This window comes from Paenibacillus sp. RUD330 (assembly GCF_002243345.2).
In the GTDB taxonomy this organism is placed as follows: domain Bacteria; phylum Bacillota; class Bacilli; order Paenibacillales; family Paenibacillaceae; genus Paenibacillus_O.
In genome coordinates this window covers 2959717-2986069 of sequence record NZ_CP022655.2, presented here as the reverse complement: position 1 = coordinate 2986069, position 26353 = coordinate 2959717, and the positions used below count along the sequence as shown (strand labels likewise).

The window sequence follows — 26353 nt, the reverse complement described above, 5'->3', positions numbered from 1 at the left end:
TTTGGCCTGCGATTGGGAACCATTGGTAGAGAACGAAGTCCGCAAGAGGAGGTAAGCAGTTGATCTTCATCGTCGTCTTTTTCCCTTTCCTGCTGGCCGCCTTGCTGCCGCTCCTGTCCCGTCTGTTCGGACGCGTCCATGCCGGCTGGCTCGCGCTGCCTGCGCCAGCGCTGCTGCTGATCTATTTTGCTTCGCTGCTTCCGGAAGTGAGCGGGGGGAAGGCCGTCGAGGCATCCTTGCCATGGATGCCATCGCTGGATATCCGCTTCGATCTGGCGGTCGACGGCCTCGGCATGCTGTTCGCGCTTCTCATCGGGGGCATCGGAGTGCTCGTCACCTTGTACTCGGTGTTCTATCTCGACCGGAACAAGGAAGCGTTGACCCGCTTCTATGTATGCCTGCTGCTGTTCATGGGAGCCATGCTCGGCGTCGTGCTGTCCGATCATCTCATCGCGCTGTATGCGTTCTGGGAATTGACCAGCGTATCGTCGTTCCTGCTCATCGCCTTCTGGCATCATCGGCAGCAGTCCCGCGACGGAGCGATGAAATCCATGCTGATCACCGTGCTGGGCGGATTGTCCATGCTGGCAGGCTTCCTGCTGCTGTACCTGCAGACGGGCACGTTCAGCATCCGGGAAACCATCGCTCTCGCTCCCGGGCTTCCGGGACATTCCCTGTTCGTCCCGGCCATGCTGCTCATCCTGCTCGGCGCGTTCACCAAATCGGCGCAGTTTCCTTTCCACATCTGGCTGCCGGATGCCATGGAGGCTCCGACTCCGGTCAGCGCCTATCTGCACTCCGCGACGATGGTCAAGGCCGGCTTGTACCTGGCCGCCCGCATGACGCCGGTTTTCGCCGGGCAGGCGGTCTGGTACACCATGCTGATCGGAGCCGGCCTGCTCACGCTCTTTTACGGATCGTTCCGCGCGTTCAAGCAGACCGATCTCAAGGCGCTGCTCGCCTACTCGACGATCAGCCAGCTCGGTCTCATCATGGCCCTGATCGGGCTCGGCTCCGTCCATTCCGGATCGGAAGGAGGGCTGGAATCCATGCTCTCCGCAGCGGCGCTTGCCGCCGCCATCCTGCATCTGGTCAACCATGCCGCCTTCAAAGGAACGCTGTTCATGGCGGTCGGCATCGTCGACCACGAGACGGGAACGAGGGATATCCGCAAGCTGGGGGGACTGATGGCTCTGATGCCGGTCACCTTCACGATATCGCTGCTGGGGGCGCTGTCCATGGCGGGAGTGCCGCCATTCGGCGGTTATATCAGCAAGGAGCTGTTCTTAGCCTCCGCGCTGGACGCCTGGAGGCACGGCTTGCCTCTGCGGACTCCGGTCGTTCTCGTGCCGCTCGTCGCCTGGCTCGGCAGCGTGTTCACATTCGCCTACAGCCTGCGGTTCATTCTCCGCACCTTCGGCGGACGGGAGAGCGGCCGACTGGAGAGGCGGCCGCATGAAGCTCCTGCCGGCTTGCTGCTGCCTCCTGCCTTGCTCGGGGCGGCCGCCCTGCTGCTGGGCCTCGCCCCGGGCTTGACGGCGTCTCCTCTCGTCGCTCCGGCTCTTGCGTCGATCCATCCCGCAGCGGCGGAAGCGGAAATGCATTTCACGCTCTGGCATGGGCTCACCACCGAAGTATGGATGACCGCCGGCGTCTTCGCGCTTGGCACGGGAATCTTCTTCCTGCAGCGCAGAGCGGCGCTGCTCCGCGATCCGCTGCCGGCGCCTGTCACCCTGAACGGATTGTATGGGGGAGTTCTCGGAGGCATGGACCGGGCAGGGCGCCGGCTGACGTCGCTCTATATGACCGGCTCGCTCCGCCATTACACGATGTACTTGTTCGGCTTCCTCATCCTGGCTCTGGCCGCTACAGCGGCGGCGACGGGAGGAATCGCGATTTCCTTGAGGGGGCTGGCGCCGGTAACGGTCTATGAAGCCGTCATCCTGACTGCTCTCATCGCCGCTGCCGCCGCCGTGCCGTTCGCCAGATCGAGGCTGATGGCGATCATCCTGACCGGCGCGGTCGGCTACATGGTCGTCCTGTTCTTTGTCGTCTTCCGAGCGCCGGATCTCGCCCTCACGCAGATCATCGTCGAAACGGTATCGGTCACGCTGTTCCTGCTCTGCTTCTACCATCTGCCGGCCTTGAAGAGGGACCGGGAATCGCTGCGGTTCCGACTGCCCAACTTCATCATCGCGCTGGGAGTCGGGGCCGTCATGACGCTGATCGCCCTCGCGGCGTTCAGCGGACGCTCCTTCGAGTCGATCTCGGACTATTACCTCAAGGAAAGCTACCGGCTGGCCGGGGGCAAAAACGTCGTCAACGTCATCCTGGTCGACTTCCGGGGCTTCGATACGATGCTGGAGATCGTCGTCCTCGGCGTGGCCGCTTTTGCGATCTACGCCTTGATCCGCCTGCGCCTGCCCCAGGATGAGCCGCGGGAGGGGGCGGACGCCAGGGAGAAGGAGTTCCGCCTCGTCTACGAGGACGTCCGCAGCAACGACGTCATCCTGCGGACGCTGGCCAAGGTCATCATCTTCATCATCCTGACCTTCTCGCTCTATCTGCTCTTCGCAGGCCATCACGAGCCTGGAGGAGGCTTCATCGGAGCGCTGATGACGTCGTCCGCGCTTGTGCTGCTGTCCATGGCGTTCGGAATCAAGACGGTGCGCGAGGCGATGCCGGTCGACTTCCGCCTGCTGGCGGCGGCCGGCATCGGAGTGGCCGTCCTGACCGGTGTCGGCTCGATCGTGCTCGGCGTCCCGTTCCTGAGCCATACGTTCGGTTATGTGGACCTGCCTGTGTTCGGTAAAAACGAGCTGGCAACGGCCGTAATCTTCGATCTAGGCGTCTATATGACCGTCGTCGGCATCACCATGACCATCATCCTGGCCATCGGGAGGGACAAGTAAATGGAACTGTTCATGTCTCTAGCCGTCGGCATCCTGTTCGCCGTAGGCGTCTATCTCATCTTGTCCAAAAGCCTTCTGCGCATCGTGCTCGGAACTTCGCTGCTCACGCATGGAGTGCATCTGCTGCTGCTGACGATGTCCCGGCTCAAGGCGGGCTCCGCGCCTCTGCTCGGGGAAGGGGCGGAGCGGTACACCGATCCGCTGCCGCAGGCGCTCATTCTCACCTCGATCGTCATCAGCTTCGGGGTGACATCCTTGTTTTTCGTCCTTGCCTATCAGACGTACAAGAAGCTCGGGACCGACGATATGGAACAGCTGAGGGGGCAGGAGCATGAATAACCTCGTCGTCCTGCCGCTCCTGTTTCCTTTATGCACCGCCATCATCCTCTTCTTCTTCAAGGAGAAGATCCGGCTCCAGCGGGCCATCGCCGCCGCCGGCATGGGAGCGACGCTGCTTGCATGCGGCCTGCTCCTGACTCAGGTGCTGCGCAGCGGCACGCAGACGCTGAACATGGGAGGCTGGATGCCGCCCTACGGCATCGTCTTTGTCGCCGACCCCTTCGCCGCGCTGCTCGCGGCTGCGGCGACGCTGGTGTCTTCGTTCTGCCTGCTGTACGCCTTCGGCACGGTAGGGAAGGAGCGGGAGAGATTTTACTTCTATCCGTTCTTCCATCTGCTTCTTGCCGGAGTCAACGGCTCGTTCCTGACCGGGGATCTGTTCAATCTGTTTGTCTGCTTCGAGGTGATGCTCATCTCCTCCTATGCGCTCATCGTGCTCGGCGGAACGAAGATCCAGCTTCGGGAGACGATCAAATACGTTCTCGTCAACATCATCTCCTCGACGCTGTTCGTGGCGGCGGTCGCTTATCTGTACGGTGTGGCGGGAACGCTCAACATGGCGGACCTGTCGGTGAAGGTCGCGGCTGCGGGGCAGGGGGGAATCCTGAATGTCATCGCCGTCTTTTTCCTCGTCGTCTTCTCGCTCAAGGCGGGCCTGTTCCTGTTCTTCTGGCTGCCCGGCTCCTACAGCGCGCCGCCGATGGCTGTCGCGGCGCTGTTCGGCGCCCTGCTCACCAAGGTCGGGCTGTACGCGCTCGTCCGCACGTTCACGCTTATATTCCCGAACGATCCGGCCATTACCCATGCCTGGATCGGCTGGATGGCAGGAGCGACGATGGTGCTCGGCGCCGCCGGCGCCCTGGCCTACCGGAGGGTGCTGTCGGTGCTCAACTACAACATCGTCATCAGCATCGGCTTCATCGCCTTCGGGCTTGCGGTGTCGAACCGCTCTTCTCTTGAAGGCGTCGTATTCTACCTGCTTCACGACATGGCTGCCAAGGCTCTGCTCTTCCTGCTGGCCGGCCTCATCCTCCAGGCACGGGGAACCGACCAGGCGGCTAGGCTGGGCGGGCTCATCCGCAGCCAGCCCTGGATCGGCTGGATGTTCTTCGCGGCCGCGCTCGCGATTGCCGGGATACCGCCGCTCAGCGGCTTCGGCGGCAAGCTGCTGCTCGTGAAAGGGGGCCTGCAGGGGGACAGCTTCGTGCTGACAGCCATCTCGCTGGCCTCGAGCCTGATCGTTCTGTACACGCTGATCCGCTTGTTCATGGATGTGTTTTTCGGAGAACCGAAGGAAGAACCGGCTGCCGCGGCCGCCGCCCCGATGCGCGGACATGTCGTCCTGGCGGGTGCGCTGTGCGCAATCGTCGTGCTGATGGGGTTCGGCTCGGAGTGGATCTATCAGGCCGCCAGCGCCGCCGCCGGCACGCTGTCCGATCCATCGAAATATATTGAAGCCGTATTGAAGGAGCCGGTCTGATGGCATCCCAATTCCTGATCAACCTCATCATTGCATTTCTCTGGATGTTTCTGTACAACGACTTGACCTTTCCGAGGTTTCTGGCGGGTTACGGCCTCGGCCTGCTGTTCATCGCCGTCCTGAACCGTTTCCTCAAGAAGGAATTCTATCTGCGCAAGGTGCTGGCCGTCATCAGGCTGCTCGGCATCTTCATCCGCGAGCTGTTCTCCTCCAGCTTCAAGGTGCTCTACCAGATCGTGAAGCCGCGGCTGGACATGCGTCCGGGCATCGTCGCCATCGATACGGAGCTGAAGTCGAGCTGGGAGCTGACTCTGCTCGCCTGCCTCATCTGCCTGACGCCGGGCACGCTGACGCTGGACGTATCGGATGACAACCGGGTGCTGTATATCCACGCCATCGACATCGGCGACGCCGAGCAGCTGAAGGAGCAGATCCGCAGCACCTTTGAAAAAGCGATCATGGAGGTGACGAGAACATGATGAACTCTATGCTTGAGATCTCGCTGGCGCTGCTGTCCCTCGCAGCGGCCGGCTGCATGTACCGGCTGCTCAAGGGACCGTCGATATCGGACCGGATCGCCGCACTGGATACGATCGGCATCCTGCTGCTGTCGATGATCGCCGTGCTCGGGATGCTGGAGGGAACGTCGGCCTACTTCGACATCATTCTGGTCATCGGAATCGTCACCTTCATCGGCACGACGGCTTTTGCGAGATACATCGAGAGAGGGGCGGTGATGGAGGATGAATGACCTCTGGTCCGCGGCATCAGGGCTCATGGTGCTGTTCGGCTCCATCATCAGCCTGTTCAGCGCGTTCGGCCTCATCCGCCTGCCGGATGTGTATCTCCGGTCGCATGCGGCTACCAAGAGCGCCACTCTCGGCGTCCTGTTCATCCTGACCGGCGCTTTCCTGTATTTCGCCGCCGTGCAAGGGCAGTTCAGCGTCAAGCTGCTGCTCGGCATCGTGTTTGTCTTCCTCACCGGACCGGTGGCGGGCCATTTGAATGCCCGCGCCGCATACCGGACGGGTGTAGGCATGTGGGACAGGAGCGTGCGCGACGATCTCAAGGCCGCCTTGAAAAAGGAGCGCGAGGAAGCCGAATCGAAGAGGACGGAGCTCATCCGCCGCTCGGAGGCGGACTGATTCCCTTGTCCAAGGAGCAGCGGAGGCTGCTGCCAGTCAACCGAAGCCGGCTGCCGCAGCCGGCTTTTTTTTTCGACTTCAAGCCGGCCAGGAAGAGCCGGCTCTGTTCATTCTGCCGTCCAAGAAAGAAGTCCAGCATCCTCCGTCCCCGAGCTGGAAGACTTTCCCTAACCGTCCCGTTATGGTAGAGTGGGAAAAAAACTTGCGGGGGTGCGGAGATGGAATCCGAAGCGCTGATGGGCATCCGCGACGCGAAGCCCGGCGATGGGGCAGGAATAGCCGCCGTTCAGGTCGGCAGCTGGCGGACGACGTACAAGGACATCGTCGATCCGGCCTATCTGCAGGCGATGGAGGCCGGACCGAGACAAGCGATGTGGGAAAGGACTCTGGCCGTTCCGGATTCAGGCTCCTGCACGCTCGTGCTGGAGAACGGGGATGGAAGGATCGTCGGATTCCTCAAGGCCGGCAAAAGCCGGGACCTGGCGGAGGAAGGCAGCGCGGAGCTGTACGTGCTTTATTTGCTGGAGGCGTACCAGGGAGCGGGATGGGGAACGGAGCTGTTCCGCACGATGCGGGGAAGGCTGCAGGATTTGGGCTACCTCACTCTGCATGCATGGGTTTTGGAAGGCAACCCGGCGATCTTCTTTTATGAAAAGATGGGGGCGAGGGATTACGGCATGCAGGAAACGGTCGAGATCGGAGCAAGGACCCATATCGAGCGCTCCATGGAATGGAAGACCATTTTCTGATTAAAAAGAAGCATGCATAGAGAAACAATAGCAGGTATGGTAAAATATGCCTCATTGCTGCCTGTTGTAGTGATGGGAGAGTTGAATGGATGATAGCGCTCTTCGGGCGTGTAGCCGTGTTGCTATGCACATATGTTCTGATTTTGCTTGGCCCGTTCGGCTTTTATTTGGGAGGCCTGTTCCTGCTTCTGCTGGGCATCCACCTCGGCTGGATGTATATCGATGAAGCCGACAACCGGCCCCACATCAAGTACGGCCGCAAATGGAAGCTTTGAACGGCCGGAGCTGATCCGGCCAGAGCCGGAATCGGGCTCGCCCGCGCAGAAGCCCGCTTGCGGACCGGATGGTCCGGCAAGCGGGCTTTTTGTCTGCAAGGCGATTCCATGCCTGCCGCGCATCTTCTTTCAAGGCTTCGCTGTCATCCGGTTGAACCTGAAGCGAGAAGCTCTACATCGCCTGATAGCGGGCGAGATCCTCGCGGATGAGATCGGCGGTCAGCTGTCCGCTCAGAGTGACCATCGGCACGCCGCCGCCGGGATGGGTCGAGCCGCCGACGAAATACAGCCCTTCGAGCGCCGTGCTGCGGCTCGGAATCTTGAATCCGCCATTCAGCTTGCGGTCGGTCACCGTGCCGTAGATCGAGCCGCCGTTGGCCCCGTACAGGCTGCGCAAGTCATCGGGGATGAACTGCTCCTCGTAGACGATATGCCCGCGGAGGCCTTCGGCGCCCATCCGCTCCAGCTTGTCGAGCACGAGGCCGCGATAGCGCTCGCGGTGCCGCTCCCAGCTCTCTCCTTCGGCAAGCGGCGGCACATGGGTCAGCACGAACCAGTTCTCGCAGCCTTCCGGTGCCTGGCTGGAATCCGACTTGGACGAAATTCCGACATAGACGGTCGGATCGTCCGTCGGCATCCTGTCGACGAACATGTCGCGGAATTCCCGCTCGGGATTCCGGGAGAAGAAGAAATTATGATGCTTGAATGCCTCGTAGCTGCGGTCCACGCCGAGCAGCAGCACATGGCCGGATACGGACGGCTCGTATTTGTCGAGCTTCTCGGCGGCGCGCCGGCTGCCGGGAGCCTGCGCCAGCAGGGAGCTGTGCGCCGGAATCGCCTCCAGATTGCAGACGACGAGATCGGCCTCCACCGTTTCTCCGCCGGCCAGCTCCACACCGGCCGCCCGTCCGTTGGAATCGAGGATGCGGACGACTTCCGCTCCGGTGCGCACTTCGGCTCCAAGCTCGTTCAGCAGCTTGAGCTCGGCCTGGGCGATGCCGTACATGCCGCCCGTGACGAAGTAGATGCCGAGGCCCATCTGCACGTAGACGAGCTGCGATAGGACGGCAGGCGCCGCATAGGGGGAAGAACCGACATACATCGCGAAAAATTGGAAGATTTGCCGCAGATGCGGATGCTTCATGTAGCTCTCCGTGACCTGGGCCATCGATTTCATCGGATCCATCGCCAGCAGCTCCTTGAGGGAATGCTGCTGCCTGAGATCGGACAGACCGCTCAGGGAGCGGCTGTAGAAGCTTTTCATGCTGAGATCGTACTGCTTTCTCGAGTAATCGAGGAACGTCAGGAAGCTTTCACGGTCCTGCGGAGACAGCTCTGCGATGCCGTCCAGCATAGAGGGCAGATCGCCGACGAGATCCAGCATCTTGCCGTCCTCGTATATTCCGCGCCACTGCGGCTCGATTCTCTGGATGCCGATATAATCATGCAGATTGCGCCCGGCAGAGGCGAACAGCTTCTCAAGCGTCCAGGGCATCGTCAGGATGGACGGTCCGGTATCGAAGGAATACCCCATTCCGGAACGGACATTCAGCTTGCCGCCCGCCCGCTCGTTTTTTTCCAGCACTGTAACCTTATGCCCGTCGGCGCTCAGCCGGATCGCGGCCGAGAGTCCGGCCAGGCCGCCTCCGATGACGACGATGTCTTTGCTCATTTGTTCTTTCCTCCTTGGATTAGGGATGCCGAAACCGTCGATACTGGTTAACATCCGGCATATATACCATTTTTAACCATTGTGGACCGTATTCTCTCTCTCGATACGGGGGGAGCTTTCAAAGATTTCGAGAATGCCGCCAAAACAAGGAGGAGATCGGCATGTGGATGGGATGGATCTGGCAGGGGCTGCTCATCGGTTGCGGCCTGCTGCTGATCGGCTGGGGGAGAGGAGGAAGGAACAGCCTGGACCGTTTCGGGAGCAAAACCTTTGCGAGCGCTGGCTCGTCAACCGGAATGGAGATCAGCGTCATCGTGCCTGCGCGTGATGAGGAAGCCAACCTGGAGGAGCTGCTTCCGCTGCTGCAGTCGATGGTACCGGCTCCAAGGGAAATCATCGTGGTTGATGACGGATCATCCGACGGGACACGGCAGAGCGCCGTCTCCCGCGGCGTCGCTCTGGTCGAAGCCGGCCGCCTGCCGGCCGGCTGGCAGGGCAAAGCCTGGGCTTGCGCCCAGGGAGCGGATGCCGCCGCGGGAAGCCGCCTGCTGTTTCTGGATGCGGATGTGCGGCCCGCGCCCGATCTGCTGCGGCTGCTTGCGGAAGCCGCCGGTGAGGGCGGCTGCGTGACCGTGCAGCCGTACCACCGGATCGGGAGCGCCGCAGAGCATTTCTCCGCCTTTTTCAATGCGGCCGTGCTGGCCGGCTCCGGACGCTTCTCTCCGGTAGCGCGGCGCGGCCGGGAAGGCTCGTTCGGACCTTGCCTGTTCTGCAGCCGGGATGAGTATAGGATGGCCGGAGGCCACGCGTCCATTCGCGGCGAGGTGCTGGAGAATGACCGCCTTGCGGCGCGTTTCCGGTCGGCAGGAATGCCTTGCCGGGCTTATGCGGGCGGGAGCAGGCTGTCGTTCCGCATGTATGAGGGCGGCTTGAAGGAGATTGCGGCGGGCTGGGCCAAAAGCATCGCGCTAGGCGCGGCGTCCGCGCAGAAGCGGATGCTGGCGCTGACGATTCTATGGATATCCGGGTTGTCGGGCGCCGCGATCGGAGCGGTGTCGGCCGCCGCGAAGGCTGTTTCCGGACAGCCGCAAGCGGCTGAGCTGGCCGCCTGCCTTTTCCTGTACGCCTTGGCCGCTTGGACCTGCCGCAGGGCGTTCCGTCTGGCGGGATCGTTCAGCGTCTGGACATATGCGCTCTATCCGCTCGGCCTGGCTTACTTCTGCGGCGTATTCGCGTACGGCCTCTACCGTTCCTTTGTCAGGCGGCGCGTATCGTGGAAAGGCAGGGATATCGATGTGGCTTGAGCCTGGAACGACGGCTACGATCTTGCTGGACGCAGGCGTCCTGGTCCTGCTGCATGCCGGTTCGGTGGCTTCCGCGCTGAGGCGTCCCTGGCAGCGGTACGACAAGGATGCCGGCATGACGCGGCTGCTGCCGTTCGAGCGGGATGGGCGCTGGTATGAGAGGAAGCTCGGCATCCACAAATGGAAGGACAGGCTTCCCGACGGGGGAGGCTGGATCCGGAGCGGCTTCGCCAAGAAGCGGCTGCTGTCGGCCGATCCGGATTACCTCCGGCGCTTCGCTGCCGAGACGAGGCGCGGCGAGCTGGCGCATTGGCTGATGTTCCTGCCGCTTCCGCTGTTCGCCGTCTGGAACAATGGACTCGGCGTGGCGATCATGGCGGCCTATACGGTCGCGGCCAATCTTCCTTGCATTCTCGTGCAGCGCTACAACCGGGCCCGGCTGCTGAAAGTCATGTCGCGCCGGGAAAGGTTGTGCTATCCTAATAGGACAGACCAATACAGCGCGAAGGAGCTGCCCGGAGACCATGGAATTTGATGTGCAGTTTTTGAGCTTCTTCGTCATCCAGACCGATGGGGAGAGCGCGGACAGCGGCAAGCGGTTCAAGCATTTCCAGACGATGGACGGAGAAGATTACGAGGACAGTCCGCTCAAGGATTTCCTCACCGGCGAATTCGCCCGTATCGTCAAGCGCAAGGCGGAGCGCAATCCCGCTTCGGAATCGGTGCCGACCAAGATCGGACGCTTCCGCGTCGAGCCGGGGTACGAGCTGGACAGCAATCCCGACTACAATCTGCTGCAGCGGCTGCGCAGCGCCGAGGATGCCGAGCGGTTCCACAGCATAGCCGACGAGCTTGTCCGCATCTATATGGATACGTCGGCAGTCCGCGGCGGCGCGCTCATCGCGGTGCAGGCCACGCTGTCCAAGCTGTTCGACCAGCCGTTCCTGTTCATCCTGAAATGCGATTTCGAGCCGAAAATAGCCCGCATCGCGGACGAGAGAAGCCTCATCTCCACCGTGGAGATGGCCATCAGCGCGCGCAGCATGAAATCGATCCTCTATCCGCATATGCCGGAGGAGGGAATGATGGATTCCTGGGAGGTCAAGCTTCACCAGGCCTCGCATGCGAGATACTTCGAGGATTTCCTGAAGTTCGTCAGCTATGAGCGTCCCCTTCCCGAGGTGATGGGCGAGCAGGTGCTCGAAATGGTGCAGCAGTACATGGAGGACAAGTGGCAGGATGATCAGGGCCATCTGCGCAAGGAAGAGGAGGAGGCGGTCGAGATCTGGGCCGCATCGGACAAGCGCGAGCTGCTGGAGAGATGGACCCCGGAGCAGGTGTTCGCCGCTTCGGCCGTTCTCGTGGAGCAGAAGGAGGATCTGGCGCTCAGCTTCAAGCTTGGCGGAGTCCAGGTCAAGGGACTGCTGTCCGACTTCGGCAAATCGCTGCATTTCGCCCGTCACAACGGCCGTTACGTGGCCGTCCTGGAAGGAGACTTCTTCCAGTTCGAGCGCGGGATTTCGCCCGTCGAGCTCATCCATCCGCCGGAGCTTGAGGAAGTGATGAAAGTGATCGGCGCGGAGGAGAGCGGGACCGCCGTTCCGGAAGGCGATGGCGCGGCCGGACAGGCCCAGGCGGCCGCCTCTGCGGAGGATGACGACGTTCCCTGGTAAGCGTCGAGGGCAGCGGTCCGAAACCACATGGGGAGGAGTGAATTCATGCGGCAAGTAATGTTCATCGAGCTCGGCATGGGGACGGATCTGCATGGACAGAACGTGACCAAGGCTGCGGTAAGGGCTGTGCAGGATGCGATCCACCGCAATTCCATGCCCGGCATCCGCACCGTGCTGCCGGAAGGCAAGCTGGAGAATATGAAGGTGAGGGTGCGGCTGGCCGTGCCCTGCGACGAAGAGAAGCTGGATCTGGAAGCCGTTCGCGCGGAGCTTCCCTACGGGGAGGTTTCCATCGAGGTCGTGGCCGGAGGCATGCTCACGTCGAGCGGCATCGTGCTGGAAGACAAGCAGGACGTGAACGATCTGATCTATGTCGTGCTTGCGTCGGTCGAGGCCGGCTACTGAAGGCGGAGGCGGCAGGCCGAGCCTGGCGCTGCCTGCCGAGTCCATACATAGGAAGTTAGGGGAGCGGATATCTTGGATTATATCAAAGCGATCATATTGGGCATTATTGAAGGATTGACCGAATTTATTCCCGTATCGTCTACCGGCCACATGATTCTGGCCGCCAAGCTGCTCGATTTCGTCGGCGATCGGGCCACGGTGTTCGAGGTCGTCGTCCAGCTTGGAGCCGTTCTCGCCGTGTTCGTTCTTTATTTCAAGCGTTTCGTCGGGTTCCTCAAATTCGATTTCTCCAAAAAATCCGGCCTCAATCTGATCCACATCATTCTGGGCATGATTCCGGCAGGCATACTGGGCGTCCTGCTGCATGGCTTCATCAAGGAATACCTGTTCAACTTCAAATCGGTTCTGGTCGCCTTGATCGTGGGAGGCATCCTGATGATTTTCGCGGAGCGGTACCAGAAAGGCCGCCTGCCTTCCGCCGAGACGGTAGACGACATCACGTACAAGCAGGCGTTCGGGATCGGCATCTTCCAAATTCTCGCGCTGTGGTCCGGCTTCTCCCGGTCCGGCTCCACGATTTCCGGAGGCATCTTCATGGGAACGAGCCAAAAGGCGGCAGCCGACTTCACCTTCATCCTGTCCGTTCCGATGATGATCGGCGCTACCGGCGTCGATCTCATCAAGAGCCGCGACCTGCTCGTGCCGGAGGATTACGGCCTGTTCGCAGTCGGCCTGGTCGTCTCCTTCATTGTCGGCCTCATCGCGGTGACCACGTTCATCAACCTGATCAAGAAGCTCAAGCTCAGCTGGTTCGCTTATTACCGCTTTGCGCTTGCGGCGGTTTTCTTCCTGTTCGTCGTCCTGTAGGACTGCGTCGGCAGGTCGCGGCATCGATTGCATCCATGGACGGGCCGGTTCCTTTCTGGGACCGGTCTTTTTGCCGGCATCAAAATGGAAATGAGGAGGGGAAAGCAGATCCAAGCATCCGACAAGAGGTGCGGATGGGCTGTCCCGGCTCCCGAACGGCAAGACAGCCGGCCATCGCAATGGATGGACCGGCTGCCAGCTGGATTACTTGGCCGTTTCGTTCAGCGGCCTTTCCGTCCCCGTTGCTGCAGGACGGCTGCCCGAAGCTCCGGAAGCCAATGATTTGACGGTGCTGAACAATTTGTCGCGGGCGGACTTGTTGCGCATCAAGTAGGTGACTCCGGCGCCGACGGCAGTAGCGAGCAGTTTTTTGTTCATCGTTGTTCCTCCTTGATTTCGGTTGGATATGTGCTCATTAACCGATTGGACGAGGCGGAAAACGAGACCGCTGAACCTCTTGCAACCGAAGGATCGCCGTTTCGCCGGGAATGCCTGGCATGACTTCGGGCAAAACGTTGTTTTATCAGGCTCCATAGGGGCAAATAGAACGATAGCTCCCGGACCATAGACTCCGTCCCGCAAGCGGGAAATGAAGAGACTGTCCGTTTGGAAATGCAACATGTCGGCTTCAAATCGCGTTATCAAGATGTCGGGGAAGCCCGTTCGGGAATGGAACGCTGCTGCCGTGATCGCAAGACTCCGCTGCATGAGCGGCCGAATGCGGCGAGCGGTTTTCCCATGCATTTTCCATCTATGTGCGTTGGGCATGATCCCGTGCATCCGGCAGCTATGTATGCGGCAGCATGATCCTGCGCATCCGGCATCTATGTGTGCCGCAAGCATGATCCAGCATCCGGCAGCTATGTGTTCGGCAAGCATGATCCAGCGAATCTGGCAGTTATGTGCGGCAAGCATCGCAGGAGAGTTCCTGCGGTCGAGCAGCTAGCCGAGCTCGAGAATATTCGCATGGACTCTGCATGTCGCCATCCAAGCAGCAAGGAATGCCGCGAATGCCCGCGCCGATGCACGCAAACAGCTTCATGCCCAATCAACCACACCCTGAGAACAGGGTTGCCACAAGGAGAGGTCGCTCAGTCATGAAATCCATTCAACGCTCGTTCATTGCTTCTGCCGCCATTCTCGGCGTTCTCCTGGCTTCGGCCGGTCCCATCGGCAGCCTGGGCAAACCCGGCTTGGCCGATGCGGCGGCTCCGGTCTGCACGGACGGAGACCATGGCATCTTCGCCGGCGAGCCCGCAGGAGGCGGGAGCTTCCGCTTCTCGTCTCTCGACTTCCTGAATCCGACGACCGGAAGGGCCGCCGGCAACGGTTTTTTGATCGGCACCTCCGACGGCGGCTGCAACTGGCAGTCGATCTATCAAGGCACTTGGCAGTTCTCGCAGATGGACTTCGTGTCCAATACGACCGGATGGGCGCTGGCCCGATCCGCGGCGTCCGGACCGAACGCGCTGATCAAGACGGCCGACGGCGGATCCGCATGGGAGAAGCTCAAGCCGGGGACGGCCGATCTGGAGCGGATACGGTTTCTGGACGCATCGCGCGGATTCGGGTACAGCCGCGCCTTTTCCTACTATACGTCGGATGGCGGGATCAGCTGGAGCAGGATTCCGACGCCTCCGAACACGCGGGGCGCTGAGTTCTCCAGCCGCAACACCGGCTGGGCGGTCGTCGTCGATCCATCCAAGGGATACCGGCTGGAGCAGACGCTGGACGGGGGCAGGAGCTGGGCGGCCAAGCTGTCGGTCTCGTCCGACGCGCCGACCGGAGGCGTCGTGCGCGTGTCCGGGCAAGCCGTGTGGGTGATGCTCATGGGAGGAGCGGGCATGTCGCAGCAATCGTATTCGCTCTATGCTTCCTCGGATTCGGGATCGACATGGATCCGGACGATCGGACAGAATACGGCCGGAGGCGGACACGCCCCCGGCGAAGGAGAAGCCGTCACCGGCATGGGGCCCGCTTCTCCGGGAGGGCATCCCGGCGAGCTGGAGCTGATCGGCGCCACGGCCATTCTGTCCGGCTACTCTCCTGCGGCCGGCAAGGTCGGCATCGGCCGCTCCTCGGATGGTGGCAGGACTTGGAGCAGCGGCGGCATGCTGCCGGGATTCGGAGGCGCGGCGATCAGCTTCGCGAGTCCCGCCATCGGCTGGATCACCGTCGACGGCGACGGCGGGACGGCGGTCTACTCCACCAGGGACAGCGGCAAAAGCTGGACCAAAAACATTGGAGTATCGGCAAAGCCATTCTTGTAGGAGAAGGGCCGGAAGCCTGGAGCGATGCAGAGGGCCGAGCCTTCATGCTGGCGGGCATGAAGGCCTAGATGTCGTGAAACGACGGGAAATTTGAAGCCTGGGACGAAAAAGCCCGATTCCCAACAGGATGATAAAGCCTGAATCCAATCAGGACGAAAAAGCCTGAAGCCCCTTTCATGGGCTTCAGGCTTTTGTCGTTCGGCGGGCAGCAACAAAGATCTTAGAGCAGGAAGATCGCCGCGACCGTCGTCACGGCGAGTCCGATCAGCACCGGCTTCAAATTGCGGCGCGCGAGCTCGAACGGGCTGACGCCGCAAATCGCCGCCGCCGGAATGAGCGCCCACGGCACCAGCGTGCCGCCGCCGACCCAGATGGCCGCGATCTGCCCCAGCGCGGTCAGCGTGTCGGTTCCCGAACCGATCGCCGTGCCGAACAGATGGGCGATCGAGCCGGCCAGCGAGATGCCGGAGAACCCGGAGCCGTCGAGGCCGGTTATGGCGCCGGCCGCCGTCAGCGTCACGGCTGCGACGGTTCCGTTGACCGGTACGGCGTGGGCCAGCGCGACGCCCAGATCGTTGACGATGCCGTGGGAGCCGGCGGGGAGGGCGGCTTCGCCGAACAAGGACGGCAGGGCGGAGTCGCCGAGGTAGAAGAATGCCGCGATCGGGATGACCGGACCGAACACCTTGAAGCCGAACAGAAAGCCGTCCACGATGTAGGCGGTCGATTTCTCCAGTCCCGCGCCGCGGTGGGCAAGCATGGACAGAACGACCGTGATCAAGGCTGCGGTTCCTCCGATGAGAGCGGTCGCGTCCCCTCCCTGCAGCTTGAGGGCGAACATGACCGCGACGTCGGCGGCGAACAGGAGCGGGATGAGGACGGCGAGCGCTCTCTTGGCGCCGATGCCAAGGCCGGCGGACTGCGGTGACGGCCGGTCATGCGCATCGCTGCCGAAAATCGAACCTGCGGAGCCGGAGCCGACAAGACCGTCGCGCCAGGCGCCGGACTTCTGGTCGCGTCTCATGAACCAATAGGCCGTTACAGTCGTGACGACGCCCATGACGATGACGAGCGGCACGCTCGCTTCCATGACCTGGGACACCGGCAGGCCGGCCGCGTCCGCCGTCAGCTTGGGAGCGCCCTGGATGATGTAATCTCCCGACAACGCGATGCCGTGGCCGAACAGGTTCATCGCCATGGCAGCCCCGAGAGCCGGAAGTCCAACCCGCAGGGCGACCGGCAGCAGGACGGCTCCGATCAGCGCGACGGCTGGAGAAGGCCAGAAGAAGAACGATACGACCATCATGATGAGGCCGATTCCCCAGAAGGCCATTCCCTGAGAGCGGATCAGTCCCGTGAACGGCCGGATCATCACCTCGTTCACGCCGGTTTCCATGAGCAGCCGGCTCATGGCGACGATGATGGAAATAATGAGGATGGTTCCGGACAGTTCCTTGATCGCATAAATAAGGCTGTTGAACGTTCCGCTGACCGCGCCGCTCAGCGTGCCGCTCGCCAGCAAGCCGATGATGCCGATGCCGAGCACGCAGACGACCGTCGTATCGCGGCGCATCGCCATGAAGGCGACGATGACGCCGATCAGCAGCAGGTAAACCCAATGGATGGCTGTGAGCGTGAGCTCCATGAATCCGTCTTCCTCTCCCGACAGGATGTCTGTCTATGACATCCTATGCGGAAGCGGAACTGGGCGTTCATCCGGGCTGCGCGTTCAATTTTTCGCTGACAGGGAAGTCTCCAGCCTGTAGGTACCATCCGCCGCCTCGAGGATGAAGCGGCTTGGTTCGCCCGGGCTGAACAGCAGCAGGCGGTGCATCGCTCTCGTGCAAGCCGTGTAGAACAGCTTGCGCAGCCGTTCTTCTCCGTACGCTTCGGCCGAAGCGTCATGGATGAGCACGGAGTCGAATTCGACGCCCTTGGCCAGATAAGCGGGAATGACCATAAGGCCGCTCTGGAATGTGGCGGTATCCTTCGTGACGAGGCGCAGCTCCTCCAAGCCCGGATAGGAGCGCAGCGCTTCCCACGCCGCCTTGCTTTCGGCCGCCGTTTTGCAGATGACCGCCGCGGAGCCGGACCCGGCTTGCCTCAGCTCCAGCAGGCTGGCGGCAAGAAGGCGGTCCCGCTCGGCCATGCCGGCGGAGGCGAGCACCTCGGGCAGCTCCCCGGGACGGTCGAATGGAATGATGGCATCGCCCCCCGGAAGCATCGAGCGGGTGAACTCGACGATCGGACGGGTAGAGCGGTAGCTACGGCTGAGCAATATCGTTTCCGTTTCCTCGGCCCCGTATAGACCGGCCAGCAGGGCATTGCCTTCGAGTTCTGTGGAGTGGGCGAAGATGGCTTGGTTGAAGTCGCCGAGCGCCGTCATCTTCGCGAATGGAAACAGCCGTTTCAGGAACTGGAACTGGAACGGGGAGTAGTCCTGGGCTTCGTCGACGAGCACGTACCGGATGCCGGTATTGGTGCGGAAGCCCTGGACCAGCTCCGTCAGATAAAGCATGGGCGAGGCGTCCTCGTAGGGAAGACAGCGTTCGGCAAGCCGTTCGCGAGTGAAGCGGCATACATCCGCCCAGGACGGCGGCAGGCCGGGTCCGGCGGCATCTTCCCGGAACAGCTGCAGATAAAGGTTGTGCATGTCGATCCACGCCAGCCTTGCGGCCATCCGGCGCAGCGGCTTGAAAGCCTCGCGGACGAGCTGCTCCCGCAGCAGCCTTTCCTCCAGCGCGCTCTCGTCAAGCTCCCCGCCGCTCTTTCCCCGCTGCTTGCGCATTTGATTGTAGATGCTCTGATAACGGTCATTGTCGAGATATTCGATTTCGTTGCGCACCCATTCCTCGGCGCATTCCTCCTGCTCCAGCCTAGCCAGCTCCTCCAGGAGCCAGTCGCGCAGCAGCTCGATGCGGTTCGGCAGCCGGATATGGGGCTCGCAGCCGTAGAAGCGGGTGCCGATGTCTTCGCGGCTGATGAGCAGCTTGCCCCTGAACTTGAAGCCGCGGAATTTCATGCCGGACTGAAGCAGGCTGTCCGCGAACGATTGAATCGATTCCAGGAAGCCCGCGGAGTTTTTGTAGCGGATGGCCTCGAGGCGCAGGCTGCGCCGGGCGGCGTCGCCGGAATCGTCCAATATCGCTTCGAGCTGGTCATTGATGTCCTCGATGTCGTACCGGCGGCCCAGACGCGACTCCACATACTGCTGGAATGTCGTTTGCCGGATATTCTCCTCGCCGAGCTCAGGCAGCACCGAGGAAATATAGCTGTTGAACATCGGATTGGGGGAGAACAGCACCATCTGGTCCGCGCCGATCCGCGTGCGGTGCTTATACAGCAGGTATGCCACCCGCTGCAGAGCGGCGGATGTCTTGCCGCTGCCGGCGGCGCCCTGGACGATCAGCAGCCTGGAGAGGTCGTTGCGGATGATGGCGTTCTGCTCCCGCTGGATCGTCCCGACGATGGACTGCATCTGGGAGGTCGAGCTGCGGCTGAGAGCTTCCTGCAGCAGCTCGTCGCCGATGGTCATCCCTGTGTCGAACATGGCCTTGATGACGCCGTCGCGAATGGTGAACTGCCGCTTCAGCGTCATTTCGCCTTCGATGAGCCCCCCAGGGGTGTCGTAGGAAGCGGGCCCGGGTCCGTAATCGTAATAAAGGCTGGCTACAGGCGTTCTCCAATCGTAGACGAGGAAGCTCTCCCCGTCTTCGGTGAGGAAGGAGGCGGTGCCGATATAGACCGGATCGGTGCTGCCGCCGGCTTCATTTTCTTGAAAATCGATGCGGCCGAAATAGGGAGACGGCAGCAGGCGGCGCATTTTCGTCAAACCTTCCCGCAGATGGCGGTGGCTGCGCTCGCGCTCGGAGAGGATTTCCGCCTGCTGCTTCATGCTTATCGCCGTCTCCAGCCGATCGTCGCCGGCCGTCAGGTTGACGGTCACATCATCCCAGAAGTCGGCGCGGATATCGACGACCTGCGTTTTGAGATCCGATACGAGCGGCTCGTCGCGAGCGATCCTCGTCTGCAGCTCCCCGCGCACGGCATCGACGCGGTCCTGCTCCTGCTTCCATACCTCGCGGTTTGCCATGGGGCACTTCCTTTCCTTGGTTCGTATTCACCGGCTGTCAGCCTGCCGAAAAAAAGATTGACGGCAGGGGAGAAGGGGTGTATAATACGATTGAGATAAATGTGATTTAGCTCATTTCTTTTGACCATCTAATGGATCATATCATTTATTGGCTTCTATTTCAATATACACAGGTCGGATCCCTTGATCCGGCCTTTATTTATGTTCGCCCTTGATTATGATTCTCCTCCGTCCTGCTCGGGAATATAACGGCCTTCCTTCGGATATGTATGAGCGAGAATGGAGGGGGGATGGACGGTGATCCGGTTCAATTCGGTCTGGATAACGACCCCCGCTCAGGCTGAGCGCTACGGCCGTCAGCTGGAGCTTCCGGCAGGCAGGCAAGATGAGGACTTCCCGCGGATGCGTCTGCTGCTCTCCCGCAAGCTCATTCCTTTTATCGCCTACGGGCAGCTCACGCTTGGTGACAAGGAAGCGGCCTTCGAGCCGCTCAACCCGACCTTCTCCTCCGTGGCGGTGTATCAGTTCTACAACCTGAACAGGCGTCTTGCTTTCAGCTATGAATACAGCGACCTGATCGTGAGGAAATTTCCGCAGCCGGTGCCGAATCCGCTTCCCGTCTATGGAGACTGGGTATCGATCGCCAGCCGCTCCAGCAGCGTGGAATACTGGCTGGCATCCTCCAGTCCCGGCGCTCAGCTGTACCCTTGGCTGGTCAAGAGCGGAAAAAAACGGTAACTCCGATTCAACGGCGTCCTCCTGGAGTAAGTACTGGGTAGAATGTAAGCGGGAGGAAGGCGAAGACGATGACGATCCAGATCAATTCCACGCTGCTCGAGACGGTCCAGGGAGACATTGCCCGCATAGAAGCCGATATCATTGTCAATGCCGCCAATGCCAGCCTTTCCGGCGGCGCGGGCGTAGACGGGGCGATCATGCAGGCTGGCGGCATCGCCATACACGACGAGCTGATGCTGATCCGCAACGACAAGGGAGGCTGCTCCACCGGAGACGCGGTCATTACGACGGCGGGCAAGCTTCCGGCAGCCTATGTCATCCATGCGGTCGGACCGGTCTGGCAGGGCGGCGGCCACGGAGAGAAGCGTCTGCTCGCCAGCTGTTACCGCAGAGCGCTGGAGATCGCCGACGCCAGCAAGGCTTCCAGCATCGCTTTTCCGGCCATCAGCACCGGCATTTACGGATATCCCAAGGAAGAAGCGGCGGCGATCGCTTTTGCCGAGGTGAAGGCATATATCAAGAGGCGCGAGGACACTTCCATCAAAAGAATCACGTTCGTCTGCAAGGATGAGGAAAATTGCCGTTGTTACGGCATGCAGATGAAGCAGGCCTATCTGGCCTCCGGCTAGGCCTGCTTCTGGACCGGCATCCGTATAGACGGGTGCCGGTTTTTTGATTTTCTGTCCTTGCCCGATCGGGCTTGGCCGCCGCATTGCCGAATTCCTCCAAGCTGCTCCGGCCACTTATCCGATATAATGGCAGTATGAGCTGACAAAGGGGTGGATCCGTGCTTTATTATTTCGCGGCTCTTACAGCCGCAGGGGCGGCAGCCTGGCTGGCGCGGCCGCAGGAAGCGGTCAACCGCTGGGCTGCCATCTTCATGCTGACGGCGGCTTCGGGAGGCTTGACGGAGCAGCTTCGGCAGCGGGGACTGTCAGGCTTCGCGGAGGCTGCCGGATTGTTCAATGCATGCCTGACTCCTTACGCGGTCCTCATTTTCTACCTGCTGTATGGCGGCTTCCTGCCGTCAAGCAGGCAGCGGACGGCCGCCAAGCTGCTGCTGCTGGCGCCGCCGGCTGCATCTGCCGCCGGCGCTTGGCTGCTGGCGCCCGCACATGCCCCGAACTACGGCATGCTGCTGGTATGGGCGGGGCCCTATTACGCCGCAGCCTGCGCATGCCTCCTCGTGTCGCTGCACAGGGAGCGGCATGCCGCCAGCCGCAGGAGCAGACTGGCCTTGACGGCCGTCATGGTGCCGACGCTTCTCGGAGTCCTGGGCTTTATCAACGTCGGCCGCGCGCTGCGGCCCCAGTACGATTTCTTTCCCTATGTGGCCATGTTCATCGCCTATTCGATGGGAGCCGCTCTGGTCGCCATTTTTCTTTACGGCGTTCTTGGCATCAGGCTCCGCGTAGAGCGCGATCCCGTCGAGAGCGCGATGCGGACGGCAGGCATGGGCGCCTCGATGCTGAGCCATTCCCTGAAAAACGAAATCGGCAAAATCAAGATCGGAGCCGAGCTGCTCGATCGGGAGCTGAACATGGCGGAGCCTCGGCTCGCGGCGGAGGGCAGCGCGGCAGAAAGCCTGGAGCTGATCCGGGATTCCGCCGATCGGATGCTGGATGCGGTGACGAGAATTCACGGCCAGACGAGGGAGATGGATTGGCGGGAGCAGCATTGCCGCCTGGACGAGCTGCTGCTGCGTTCCGTTGCCCGATGCAGCGCCGCCGCCGCTCTCCGCGGCGTCTCGCTCGCTGCAGGCGATATCCGTTCTGCTGCGCATGTGAGCTGCGATCCGTTCCATCTCGAGGAAGCGCTCGTGAACGTCATCTCCAACGGAGTCGAAGCGGCTGGTCCGGGAGGGACCGTCTCGGCAAGCCTGCTGCGGGAGCGGAGAAAGCTTGTCGTTCGGATCGCCGACGACGGCCCCGGCATCGCCGCCGTCCATCTGCCCTATCTGTTCCTGCCCTTCTACAGCACGAAGCAGGGAAGGAGCAATTATGGAATCGGCTTGTCGTATGTGTACCAGGTCATGAAGCGGGCCGGAGGCAGGGTCCGCGTCAGCACAGTCGAAGGAACCGGAACGACGCTCGAGCTGACGATGGCGCCAAGCCGTATGCCGGATGGAAAAAGGGAGGCTGGACCAAGGAATGGGAAATGAGCATGACAATCGGCTGATCCGGATCTTGATGGTGGAAGACGACCCGGACTGGATCCGCGCGATGAGCCGCTTTCTGAGCGCCGAGCCGGATATGCTCCTGGCAGCTTCCGCGCGTGGGCCGGAAGAGGCCCTTAAGGTGGCCGCCGCCTTGGAATATGATGTCGTCCTGATGGACATCCAGCTCGGCGAAGGTGTCCGGGACGGAATAAGAGCAGCCGCCGACCTGCTGGAGCTGCGGAATTCGCCGATCATCATGCTGACCTCCGTAGGCGAGGAGTCGGCGATGACCCGGGCATTCGGTTCCGGCGCGGTGCAGTACATCGAGAAGACGGACTACCGGGAGCTGCCGGCCGCGATCCGCAAGGCCGTCCATCAGCCGGCGCCCATGCAGGCGCTGCTGAAGGAATTCCGCAGGCTCAAGCGTGAGGAGCAGCTTCAGCCGCTGACTCCATCCGAGCGGGAGGTGTATGAGCTGATCGAGAGCGGCACGACTCAGGCCGAGATCGGCAGAAGGCTCTACAAGAGCGAGAGCACGCTGAAAAACCAGGTGAACCGGATCCTCAAGAAGCTCGGCGCGCGCAGCAGCCGCGAAGCGGTGCGCAAAATCAAGAGAGGGGACGGGGACGGCGCCGGAAGCGAGCGGGATTGAGCCGGACGCGGCGGCATATGCATGGCAAAGAGGGCCTACGCAATGTAGGCCCTCTTTGCCGTTCCCTCCTCTTCTTTTGAGGCCTGATGCTGTCTGCGCAGCCGCGGTACGATAGAAGCATCAGGAAAAGGCGATGAAAGGGAGGGCTGTGCAATGAAACGATCGATCGCGCTTGTTGACGGAAGCTGCGCGCTTTGCGGAGCGTTGACGCGATTCGCCGCCAATCGGGATCCGGAGGACAGGCTGCGGTTCGCTGCGCTGCAATCCGAGGCGGCTCGCGTCATTCTGGAGCGGCACGGGCAGCCGGCGGCGGCACGGAACAGCTTCGTCCTGGTGACGGAGGAGAGAGCATACACGAAAGGAACGGCTGCCATGCTCCTGCTGTCCATGCTCCGAGGCGGCCGGGTGCCCGCCGCCCTTTTGCAGGCGCTGCCTTCCGGCATCCGGGATGCCGGCTATGACGCACTGGCCAAGCTCCGGCATCGGCTGGCGCCGCAAGGAAGCTGCAGCCTGCTGGATGCGGAACGAATCCGCGGCAAGCAGGTGGAAAGCGCCGAAGAGGCTCTCCGGCTGCTGGATGAGCCGGAGGAGGCGGGAAAATGAGCCGGTCCGGGGGCAGCCATGTTAAGGGGAAGGAATCTCTCCCGCCGATCTACGTTGAAATGAAGATGCGCTGCGGCATTGAGGAGCTTTGGCGGCTGACCCAGCAGCCCAAGCTTCATGAACGCTGGGATCTTCGGTTTACGTCCATCGATTTTCTGCCGCAAGCGGAGGGACGGACAGGAAGGCTGTTCCGCTACCGGACGCGGATCGGCTTCGGAGCGGCTGTCGAAGGCTTCGGGGAAACGAAGACGCGGCCGGACGCCGCAGCCGGCCGGAGGATGTCGACGTTACGGTTCTCCTCCTCCCAAAAATGGGTCTTGCTCCGGTCTGGAGCGGGTTACTGGCAGTATGAGCAGACGGAGGAAGGGCTGCGGTTCATGACCCGCTACACGTACTCGACCCGGTTTGGAATCGCCGGGAAGCTGGCGGACCGATATTTGTTCCGGCCGCTAATGGGGTGGGCGACAGCGTGGAGCTTCGATCGGCTCCGGATGTGGGCCGAGAAGGGGTGGCAGCCGGAGCTGGTCATCGCCATGGCAGCCATTCATCTGTTGTCTATAACCGCTCTTGCGGGCATGTGGCTCTACGAAGGTATCGTGCCGAAGCTGCTCCACGACTCCGGCACGGAGCTCGGCATGCTGGCGGGGATTGGTTTGGCATCGCCGGAGCAAACGTCCGCCCTGCACCTGCTCGGCTGGGCGGAAGCTGCCGCAGCCGTCCTTTTAGCGGTCTGCAGGCATTCCCGAGCGGTCATCGCCATCCAGGCCGCCTGCATGCTGCTGCTGTCCGCATGCGGAGCCGCGCTCCGTCCGGAGCTGTTGTCCGAGCCGTTCAACCCGCTGACGACAACGGTTCCGCTGCTCGTGCTGTCGGCGGCTGCGGCGATTGCGGTCCCATATTGCCCCCGGGCTTCGAGATGCCTGCGCAAGCAGCCGAGGGCAGAAGAGAAACGGAGTCTAGGAATAGGAAGGAGACCGACGTCATGAACAGGTTCCAAGATGCCGGCCGGAATGCCGGCAAGTCGATCTACGAGCTTGCGCTCGGAAAGGAGTTCGGCAAGCTGCATCCCCGAGTCCGGGAGCGCTTCTCCTTGCACAGCGGCTCCGCCGCCGCGGCAGTCGGCAGCGGCTGCATGGATGTCGTCTGGCACAACCGGCTGGCCAAGCTTCCGCTCCATATCGGCACCCGGCGCCATATCCTGTTTCCGGAGAGCGGTGCGGCCGTTCCGTTCACGGTGGAAAATTACAGCTACAAGGACCGGTTCGGGAGGGAGACCGTCACCTGGATCCGCACCTTCCGCTTCCCGAAGCGGATCCGCCGCTTCGATGCGACGATGGTTTTCAGCCGCAGCCGGGGCTGCATCGTCGACTATCTCGGGAACAGGCAGCATCTGGCGGTCGATCTGGAGATCGAGCCGACAGCGGCCGGCGGCATCCGGCTGCGCTCGGGTGCGCAGAGGTTCTACGAGGGCTGGGCGGGATTCCGCTTTCCGGATGCATTTACCGGCCGAGCGGATGTAGAGGAATGGTTCGACGACGAGGCGGGTCTGTTCCGGATCCGTGTCGGGGTGAAAAGCCCGCTTTTGGGCGATGTGTTCCGCTACGAGGGCCGTTTCGAGAACAGGATGGAACGGGCCGCAGCCGCCGTGCCTCCGCATGCGCTTCCGATCCGCACGGAGCGCCGGGAATGAAACAGCCCCCGGATGCGGGGCATCCGGGGGCTGTTTAGGGTCATCTGACGGCTGTTAGAGTCTTTCGATGGCTGTTAAGGGGCATCCGACGCAGTTAAGACATCGCGGAGGCTGATCGCCAGCTGTCCTTCAAGAGGCTTGGAGCGCGCTGGGTGCGGGAGTAGACAGCCTTCCCGTACCGGCGTGAGGCGCCGTAGGGCTCGGAGCCTGCGCAGCGACCCCCGCCCCCTTGCGCAGCGGCGGCATGGCGGCGGCAAGCCGGTTCAGCTCGGCCGCGATCGACGCGGTCGAGATCGCCGGCGATCCGGCATTGACCCGAGGCAGAAGCATCGCGTCGGAGTTGCGGCTTGCGAGCCCGGGAGCGGTCGTGAAGGCGTATTTGATTTCTTGCGCGCGCAGCAGGGAAACCGCCTCGGGTGTATGCAGGCCGTAAGGATAAGCGAACGAATCCACCGGATGGGAGTTGAGCGGCCGCAGGGCGGACAGGCATTTGATCGTGTCGGCTGTAATTCGGGCCCGATAATCGGCATCGCTTTCGAGCCTGCCGGCACGGAGAATGCGGCCCGTGAGCAAGTCATGGCGGCGGTCGATTTTGACATGCAGCGCGTCGGAGTGCGCCTGGACCTCCATCACGGGATCGTCGGATTCCATCTTCGCTATCTCCGCGGGCGTCATATGCGGCGTGTAGACGAGAGCCGAAGGGCTGAAATCGCCGGTAACGACAAAGCAGGCTCCGCTTAGGCCGCGCTGCTTCAGAATGGGATAGGCATAACGGTAAAAGCTCTCGTAGCCGTCGTCGAACGTAATGAGCAGCGAGCCTTGCGGCACATCTTGCTTGCCCTGCATGAACATGCGGAACTGCTGCAGCGAGATGATCCGGTAGCCGATCTTGCGGAGACCGTCGAGCTCGGAGGCGAACTGCCCCGGCGTGATCGAGTCGGCTCCGGCTGCGGCCGGCTCGATGTCATGGTACATGAGCACGCCTACTTTGCCTTGGAACGAAGCCGGCACGGATGCCGGAACCGGAATTATGGGGACCGGAGCGGCGCCTCCGTTGGGCGAACGGCCTCCCTTATGCTTGCTTCGGGCAGGCTGTTGGCTCCAGCCTTTGGATGAGGGGAGCTGCGCGGCGGAGGTATGTCCGGCAAGGGGCTTGCCGACGACGCCGCGGTACAGCATGAGGCCAAGCAAGGCTGCAGCTGCCAGCAGGGCGGCAGCGCTTGCCGCCGCAGGAACTTTCCATTTCATATCGTCTGCCTTCTTTCGCATCCGTGTCGTAACGGAGCGTACCATCCCAAGCTTAAGGAAAGCTGAAAATCGGGCGGCGA

At 61.9% G+C, this 26353-nt stretch carries 26 protein-coding genes; 21 read left to right on the top strand and 5 right to left on the bottom strand.

The annotated features are described in order from the left end of the window. Positions 1-59 precede the first annotated feature (59 nt). The 8 genes from CIC07_RS13510 to CIC07_RS13475 all read left to right on the top strand — a co-directional run bounded on the left by CIC07_RS13510 (position 60) and on the right by CIC07_RS13475 (position 6900). Positions 60-2912, top strand: a complete 2853-nt coding sequence (locus CIC07_RS13510) for a Na+/H+ antiporter subunit A (protein WP_076355503.1) — start codon at positions 60-62, stop codon at positions 2910-2912. Then, entirely contained in the window at positions 2913-3251 is a 339-nt protein-coding gene (locus CIC07_RS13505; protein WP_076355505.1) for a Na(+)/H(+) antiporter subunit C, read from the top strand. Continuing rightward, positions 3244-4731, top strand: coding sequence for a Na+/H+ antiporter subunit D (locus CIC07_RS13500; protein WP_076355507.1), 1488 nt, complete (start codon positions 3244-3246; stop codon positions 4729-4731). The genes CIC07_RS13505 and CIC07_RS13500 overlap by 8 nt, the downstream gene beginning before the upstream one ends. Continuing rightward, the gene (locus CIC07_RS13495; protein WP_076355509.1) at positions 4731-5210 is read left to right on the top strand and encodes a Na+/H+ antiporter subunit E; all 480 of its coding nucleotides are present in this window, start codon (positions 4731-4733) and stop codon (positions 5208-5210) included. The genes CIC07_RS13500 and CIC07_RS13495 overlap by 1 nt, the downstream gene beginning before the upstream one ends. Continuing rightward, entirely contained in the window at positions 5207-5482 is a 276-nt protein-coding gene (locus CIC07_RS13490; protein ID WP_076355511.1) for a Na(+)/H(+) antiporter subunit F1, read from the top strand. Before CIC07_RS13495 ends, CIC07_RS13490 begins: the two co-directional genes overlap by 4 nt. Beyond that, complete coding sequence (gene mnhG, locus CIC07_RS13485) at positions 5475-5876, top strand: monovalent cation/H(+) antiporter subunit G (protein WP_076355513.1); 402 nt, start codon at positions 5475-5477, stop codon at positions 5874-5876. Before CIC07_RS13490 ends, mnhG begins: the two co-directional genes overlap by 8 nt. Before the next feature lie 218 nt (positions 5877-6094). Beyond that, on the top strand, positions 6095-6625 hold the full coding sequence (locus CIC07_RS13480) for a GNAT family N-acetyltransferase (RefSeq protein ID WP_083687945.1): 531 nt from the start codon (positions 6095-6097) through the stop codon (positions 6623-6625). An 89-nt stretch (positions 6626-6714) separates the two neighbouring features. After that, a complete protein-coding gene (locus CIC07_RS13475; protein WP_076355515.1) occupies positions 6715-6900 on the top strand; it encodes a hypothetical protein in 186 nt (61 codons plus the stop codon). A 172-nt stretch (positions 6901-7072) separates the two neighbouring features. Here CIC07_RS13475 and CIC07_RS13470 read toward each other — a convergent pair whose 3' ends face one another. Beyond that, the gene (locus CIC07_RS13470) at positions 7073-8572 is read right to left on the bottom strand and encodes a phytoene desaturase family protein (RefSeq protein ID WP_076355517.1); all 1500 of its coding nucleotides are present in this window, start codon (positions 8570-8572) and stop codon (positions 7073-7075) included. Positions 8573-8733: 161 nt separating this feature from the next. On the opposite strand from CIC07_RS13470, the gene CIC07_RS13465 reads away from it, so the two are divergent. The 5 genes from CIC07_RS13465 to CIC07_RS13445 all read left to right on the top strand — a co-directional run bounded on the left by CIC07_RS13465 (position 8734) and on the right by CIC07_RS13445 (position 12821). After that, a complete protein-coding gene (locus CIC07_RS13465; RefSeq protein WP_076355519.1) occupies positions 8734-9876 on the top strand; it encodes a glycosyltransferase family 2 protein in 1143 nt (380 codons plus the stop codon). Next, on the top strand, positions 9866-10411 hold the full coding sequence (locus tag CIC07_RS13460) for a glycosyl-4,4'-diaponeurosporenoate acyltransferase CrtO family protein (RefSeq protein ID WP_076355521.1): 546 nt from the start codon (positions 9866-9868) through the stop codon (positions 10409-10411). The genes CIC07_RS13465 and CIC07_RS13460 overlap by 11 nt, the downstream gene beginning before the upstream one ends. After that, positions 10401-11549, top strand: coding sequence for a DUF3900 domain-containing protein (locus CIC07_RS13455; protein ID WP_083687946.1), 1149 nt, complete (start codon positions 10401-10403; stop codon positions 11547-11549). The genes CIC07_RS13460 and CIC07_RS13455 overlap by 11 nt, the downstream gene beginning before the upstream one ends. Positions 11550-11594: 45 nt before the next feature. Next, positions 11595-11954 (top strand): Lin0512 family protein, encoded by a 360-nt coding sequence (locus CIC07_RS13450; RefSeq protein ID WP_076355523.1) that lies wholly within the window; start codon positions 11595-11597, stop codon positions 11952-11954. A 69-nt stretch (positions 11955-12023) separates the two neighbouring features. After that, positions 12024-12821: an undecaprenyl-diphosphate phosphatase gene (locus CIC07_RS13445; RefSeq protein ID WP_076355525.1), complete on the top strand. Its 798-nt coding sequence runs from the start codon at positions 12024-12026 to the stop codon at positions 12819-12821. Between the two features lie 204 nt (positions 12822-13025). On the opposite strand, the gene CIC07_RS13440 is transcribed toward CIC07_RS13445, so the two are convergent. Beyond that, a complete protein-coding gene (locus tag CIC07_RS13440) occupies positions 13026-13199 on the bottom strand; it encodes a hypothetical protein (protein ID WP_164762916.1) in 174 nt (57 codons plus the stop codon). Between the two features lie 719 nt (positions 13200-13918). On the opposite strand from CIC07_RS13440, the gene CIC07_RS13435 reads away from it, so the two are divergent. Then, complete coding sequence (locus CIC07_RS13435; RefSeq protein WP_076355527.1) at positions 13919-15091, top strand: WD40/YVTN/BNR-like repeat-containing protein; 1173 nt, start codon at positions 13919-13921, stop codon at positions 15089-15091. A gap of 220 nt (positions 15092-15311) precedes the next feature. Here the strand turns inward: CIC07_RS13435 and CIC07_RS13430 are convergent, their stop codons facing one another. Then, a complete protein-coding gene (locus tag CIC07_RS13430) occupies positions 15312-16736 on the bottom strand; it encodes a hypothetical protein (RefSeq protein ID WP_076355529.1) in 1425 nt (474 codons plus the stop codon). Positions 16737-16820: 84 nt separating this feature from the next. Beyond that, positions 16821-19184: an RNA polymerase recycling motor HelD gene (gene helD, locus CIC07_RS13425; protein ID WP_076355531.1), complete on the bottom strand. Its 2364-nt coding sequence runs from the start codon at positions 19182-19184 to the stop codon at positions 16821-16823. A 297-nt stretch (positions 19185-19481) separates the two neighbouring features. Between helD and CIC07_RS13420 the strand changes: the two genes are divergently transcribed. The 7 genes from CIC07_RS13420 to CIC07_RS13390 all read left to right on the top strand — a co-directional run bounded on the left by CIC07_RS13420 (position 19482) and on the right by CIC07_RS13390 (position 25025). Then, the gene (locus CIC07_RS13420; protein ID WP_076355533.1) at positions 19482-19922 is read left to right on the top strand and encodes a hypothetical protein; all 441 of its coding nucleotides are present in this window, start codon (positions 19482-19484) and stop codon (positions 19920-19922) included. A gap of 68 nt (positions 19923-19990) precedes the next feature. Then, positions 19991-20551: a macro domain-containing protein gene (locus tag CIC07_RS13415; RefSeq protein ID WP_076355535.1), complete on the top strand. Its 561-nt coding sequence runs from the start codon at positions 19991-19993 to the stop codon at positions 20549-20551. Positions 20552-20709: 158 nt separating this feature from the next. Next, positions 20710-22083 (top strand): sensor histidine kinase, encoded by a 1374-nt coding sequence (locus CIC07_RS13410; protein WP_094248047.1) that lies wholly within the window; start codon positions 20710-20712, stop codon positions 22081-22083. Further along, the gene (locus CIC07_RS13405) at positions 22073-22732 is read left to right on the top strand and encodes a response regulator transcription factor (protein ID WP_076355539.1); all 660 of its coding nucleotides are present in this window, start codon (positions 22073-22075) and stop codon (positions 22730-22732) included. Before CIC07_RS13410 ends, CIC07_RS13405 begins: the two co-directional genes overlap by 11 nt. 153 nt (positions 22733-22885) lie before the next feature. Beyond that, positions 22886-23335: a thiol-disulfide oxidoreductase DCC family protein gene (locus tag CIC07_RS13400; RefSeq protein WP_076355541.1), complete on the top strand. Its 450-nt coding sequence runs from the start codon at positions 22886-22888 to the stop codon at positions 23333-23335. Next, complete coding sequence (locus tag CIC07_RS13395) at positions 23332-24321, top strand: DoxX-like family protein (protein WP_076355543.1); 990 nt, start codon at positions 23332-23334, stop codon at positions 24319-24321. Before CIC07_RS13400 ends, CIC07_RS13395 begins: the two co-directional genes overlap by 4 nt. Beyond that, complete coding sequence (locus CIC07_RS13390; RefSeq protein ID WP_076355545.1) at positions 24318-25025, top strand: DUF4166 domain-containing protein; 708 nt, start codon at positions 24318-24320, stop codon at positions 25023-25025. The genes CIC07_RS13395 and CIC07_RS13390 overlap by 4 nt, the downstream gene beginning before the upstream one ends. Before the next feature lie 129 nt (positions 25026-25154). Here CIC07_RS13390 and CIC07_RS13385 read toward each other — a convergent pair whose 3' ends face one another. Then, positions 25155-26273: a polysaccharide deacetylase family protein gene (locus CIC07_RS13385; protein ID WP_076355547.1), complete on the bottom strand. Its 1119-nt coding sequence runs from the start codon at positions 26271-26273 to the stop codon at positions 25155-25157. Positions 26274-26353 lie beyond the last annotated feature (80 nt).

Coding starts and splice junctions, on each gene's coding strand:
- mnhG (WP_076355513.1), top strand. CDS start 5,475: ATGAATGACCTCTGGTCCGCGGCATCAGGGCTCATGGTGCTGTTCGGC.
- CIC07_RS13415 (WP_076355535.1), top strand. CDS start 19,991: ATGACGATCCAGATCAATTCCACGCTGCTCGAGACGGTCCAGGGAGAC.
- CIC07_RS13475 (WP_076355515.1), top strand. CDS start 6,715: ATGATAGCGCTCTTCGGGCGTGTAGCCGTGTTGCTATGCACATATGTT.
- CIC07_RS13430 (WP_076355529.1), bottom strand. CDS start 16,736: ATGGAGCTCACGCTCACAGCCATCCATTGGGTTTACCTGCTGCTGATC.
- CIC07_RS13390 (WP_076355545.1), top strand. CDS start 24,318: ATGAACAGGTTCCAAGATGCCGGCCGGAATGCCGGCAAGTCGATCTAC.
- CIC07_RS13495 (WP_076355509.1), top strand. CDS start 4,731: ATGGCATCCCAATTCCTGATCAACCTCATCATTGCATTTCTCTGGATG.
- CIC07_RS13465 (WP_076355519.1), top strand. CDS start 8,734: ATGTGGATGGGATGGATCTGGCAGGGGCTGCTCATCGGTTGCGGCCTG.
- CIC07_RS13400 (WP_076355541.1), top strand. CDS start 22,886: ATGAAACGATCGATCGCGCTTGTTGACGGAAGCTGCGCGCTTTGCGGA.
- CIC07_RS13470 (WP_076355517.1), bottom strand. CDS start 8,572: ATGAGCAAAGACATCGTCGTCATCGGAGGCGGCCTGGCCGGACTCTCG.
- CIC07_RS13440 (WP_164762916.1), bottom strand. CDS start 13,199: ATGAACAAAAAACTGCTCGCTACTGCCGTCGGCGCCGGAGTCACCTAC.
- CIC07_RS13395 (WP_076355543.1), top strand. CDS start 23,332: ATGAGCCGGTCCGGGGGCAGCCATGTTAAGGGGAAGGAATCTCTCCCG.
- CIC07_RS13385 (WP_076355547.1), bottom strand. CDS start 26,273: ATGAAATGGAAAGTTCCTGCGGCGGCAAGCGCTGCCGCCCTGCTGGCA.
- CIC07_RS13450 (WP_076355523.1), top strand. CDS start 11,595: ATGCGGCAAGTAATGTTCATCGAGCTCGGCATGGGGACGGATCTGCAT.
- CIC07_RS13405 (WP_076355539.1), top strand. CDS start 22,073: ATGGGAAATGAGCATGACAATCGGCTGATCCGGATCTTGATGGTGGAA.
- CIC07_RS13435 (WP_076355527.1), top strand. CDS start 13,919: ATGAAATCCATTCAACGCTCGTTCATTGCTTCTGCCGCCATTCTCGGC.
- CIC07_RS13505 (WP_076355505.1), top strand. CDS start 2,913: ATGGAACTGTTCATGTCTCTAGCCGTCGGCATCCTGTTCGCCGTAGGC.
- helD (WP_076355531.1), bottom strand. CDS start 19,184: ATGGCAAACCGCGAGGTATGGAAGCAGGAGCAGGACCGCGTCGATGCC.
- CIC07_RS13480 (WP_083687945.1), top strand. CDS start 6,095: ATGGAATCCGAAGCGCTGATGGGCATCCGCGACGCGAAGCCCGGCGAT.
- CIC07_RS13490 (WP_076355511.1), top strand. CDS start 5,207: ATGATGAACTCTATGCTTGAGATCTCGCTGGCGCTGCTGTCCCTCGCA.
- CIC07_RS13500 (WP_076355507.1), top strand. CDS start 3,244: ATGAATAACCTCGTCGTCCTGCCGCTCCTGTTTCCTTTATGCACCGCC.
- CIC07_RS13455 (WP_083687946.1), top strand. CDS start 10,401: ATGGAATTTGATGTGCAGTTTTTGAGCTTCTTCGTCATCCAGACCGAT.
- CIC07_RS13460 (WP_076355521.1), top strand. CDS start 9,866: ATGTGGCTTGAGCCTGGAACGACGGCTACGATCTTGCTGGACGCAGGC.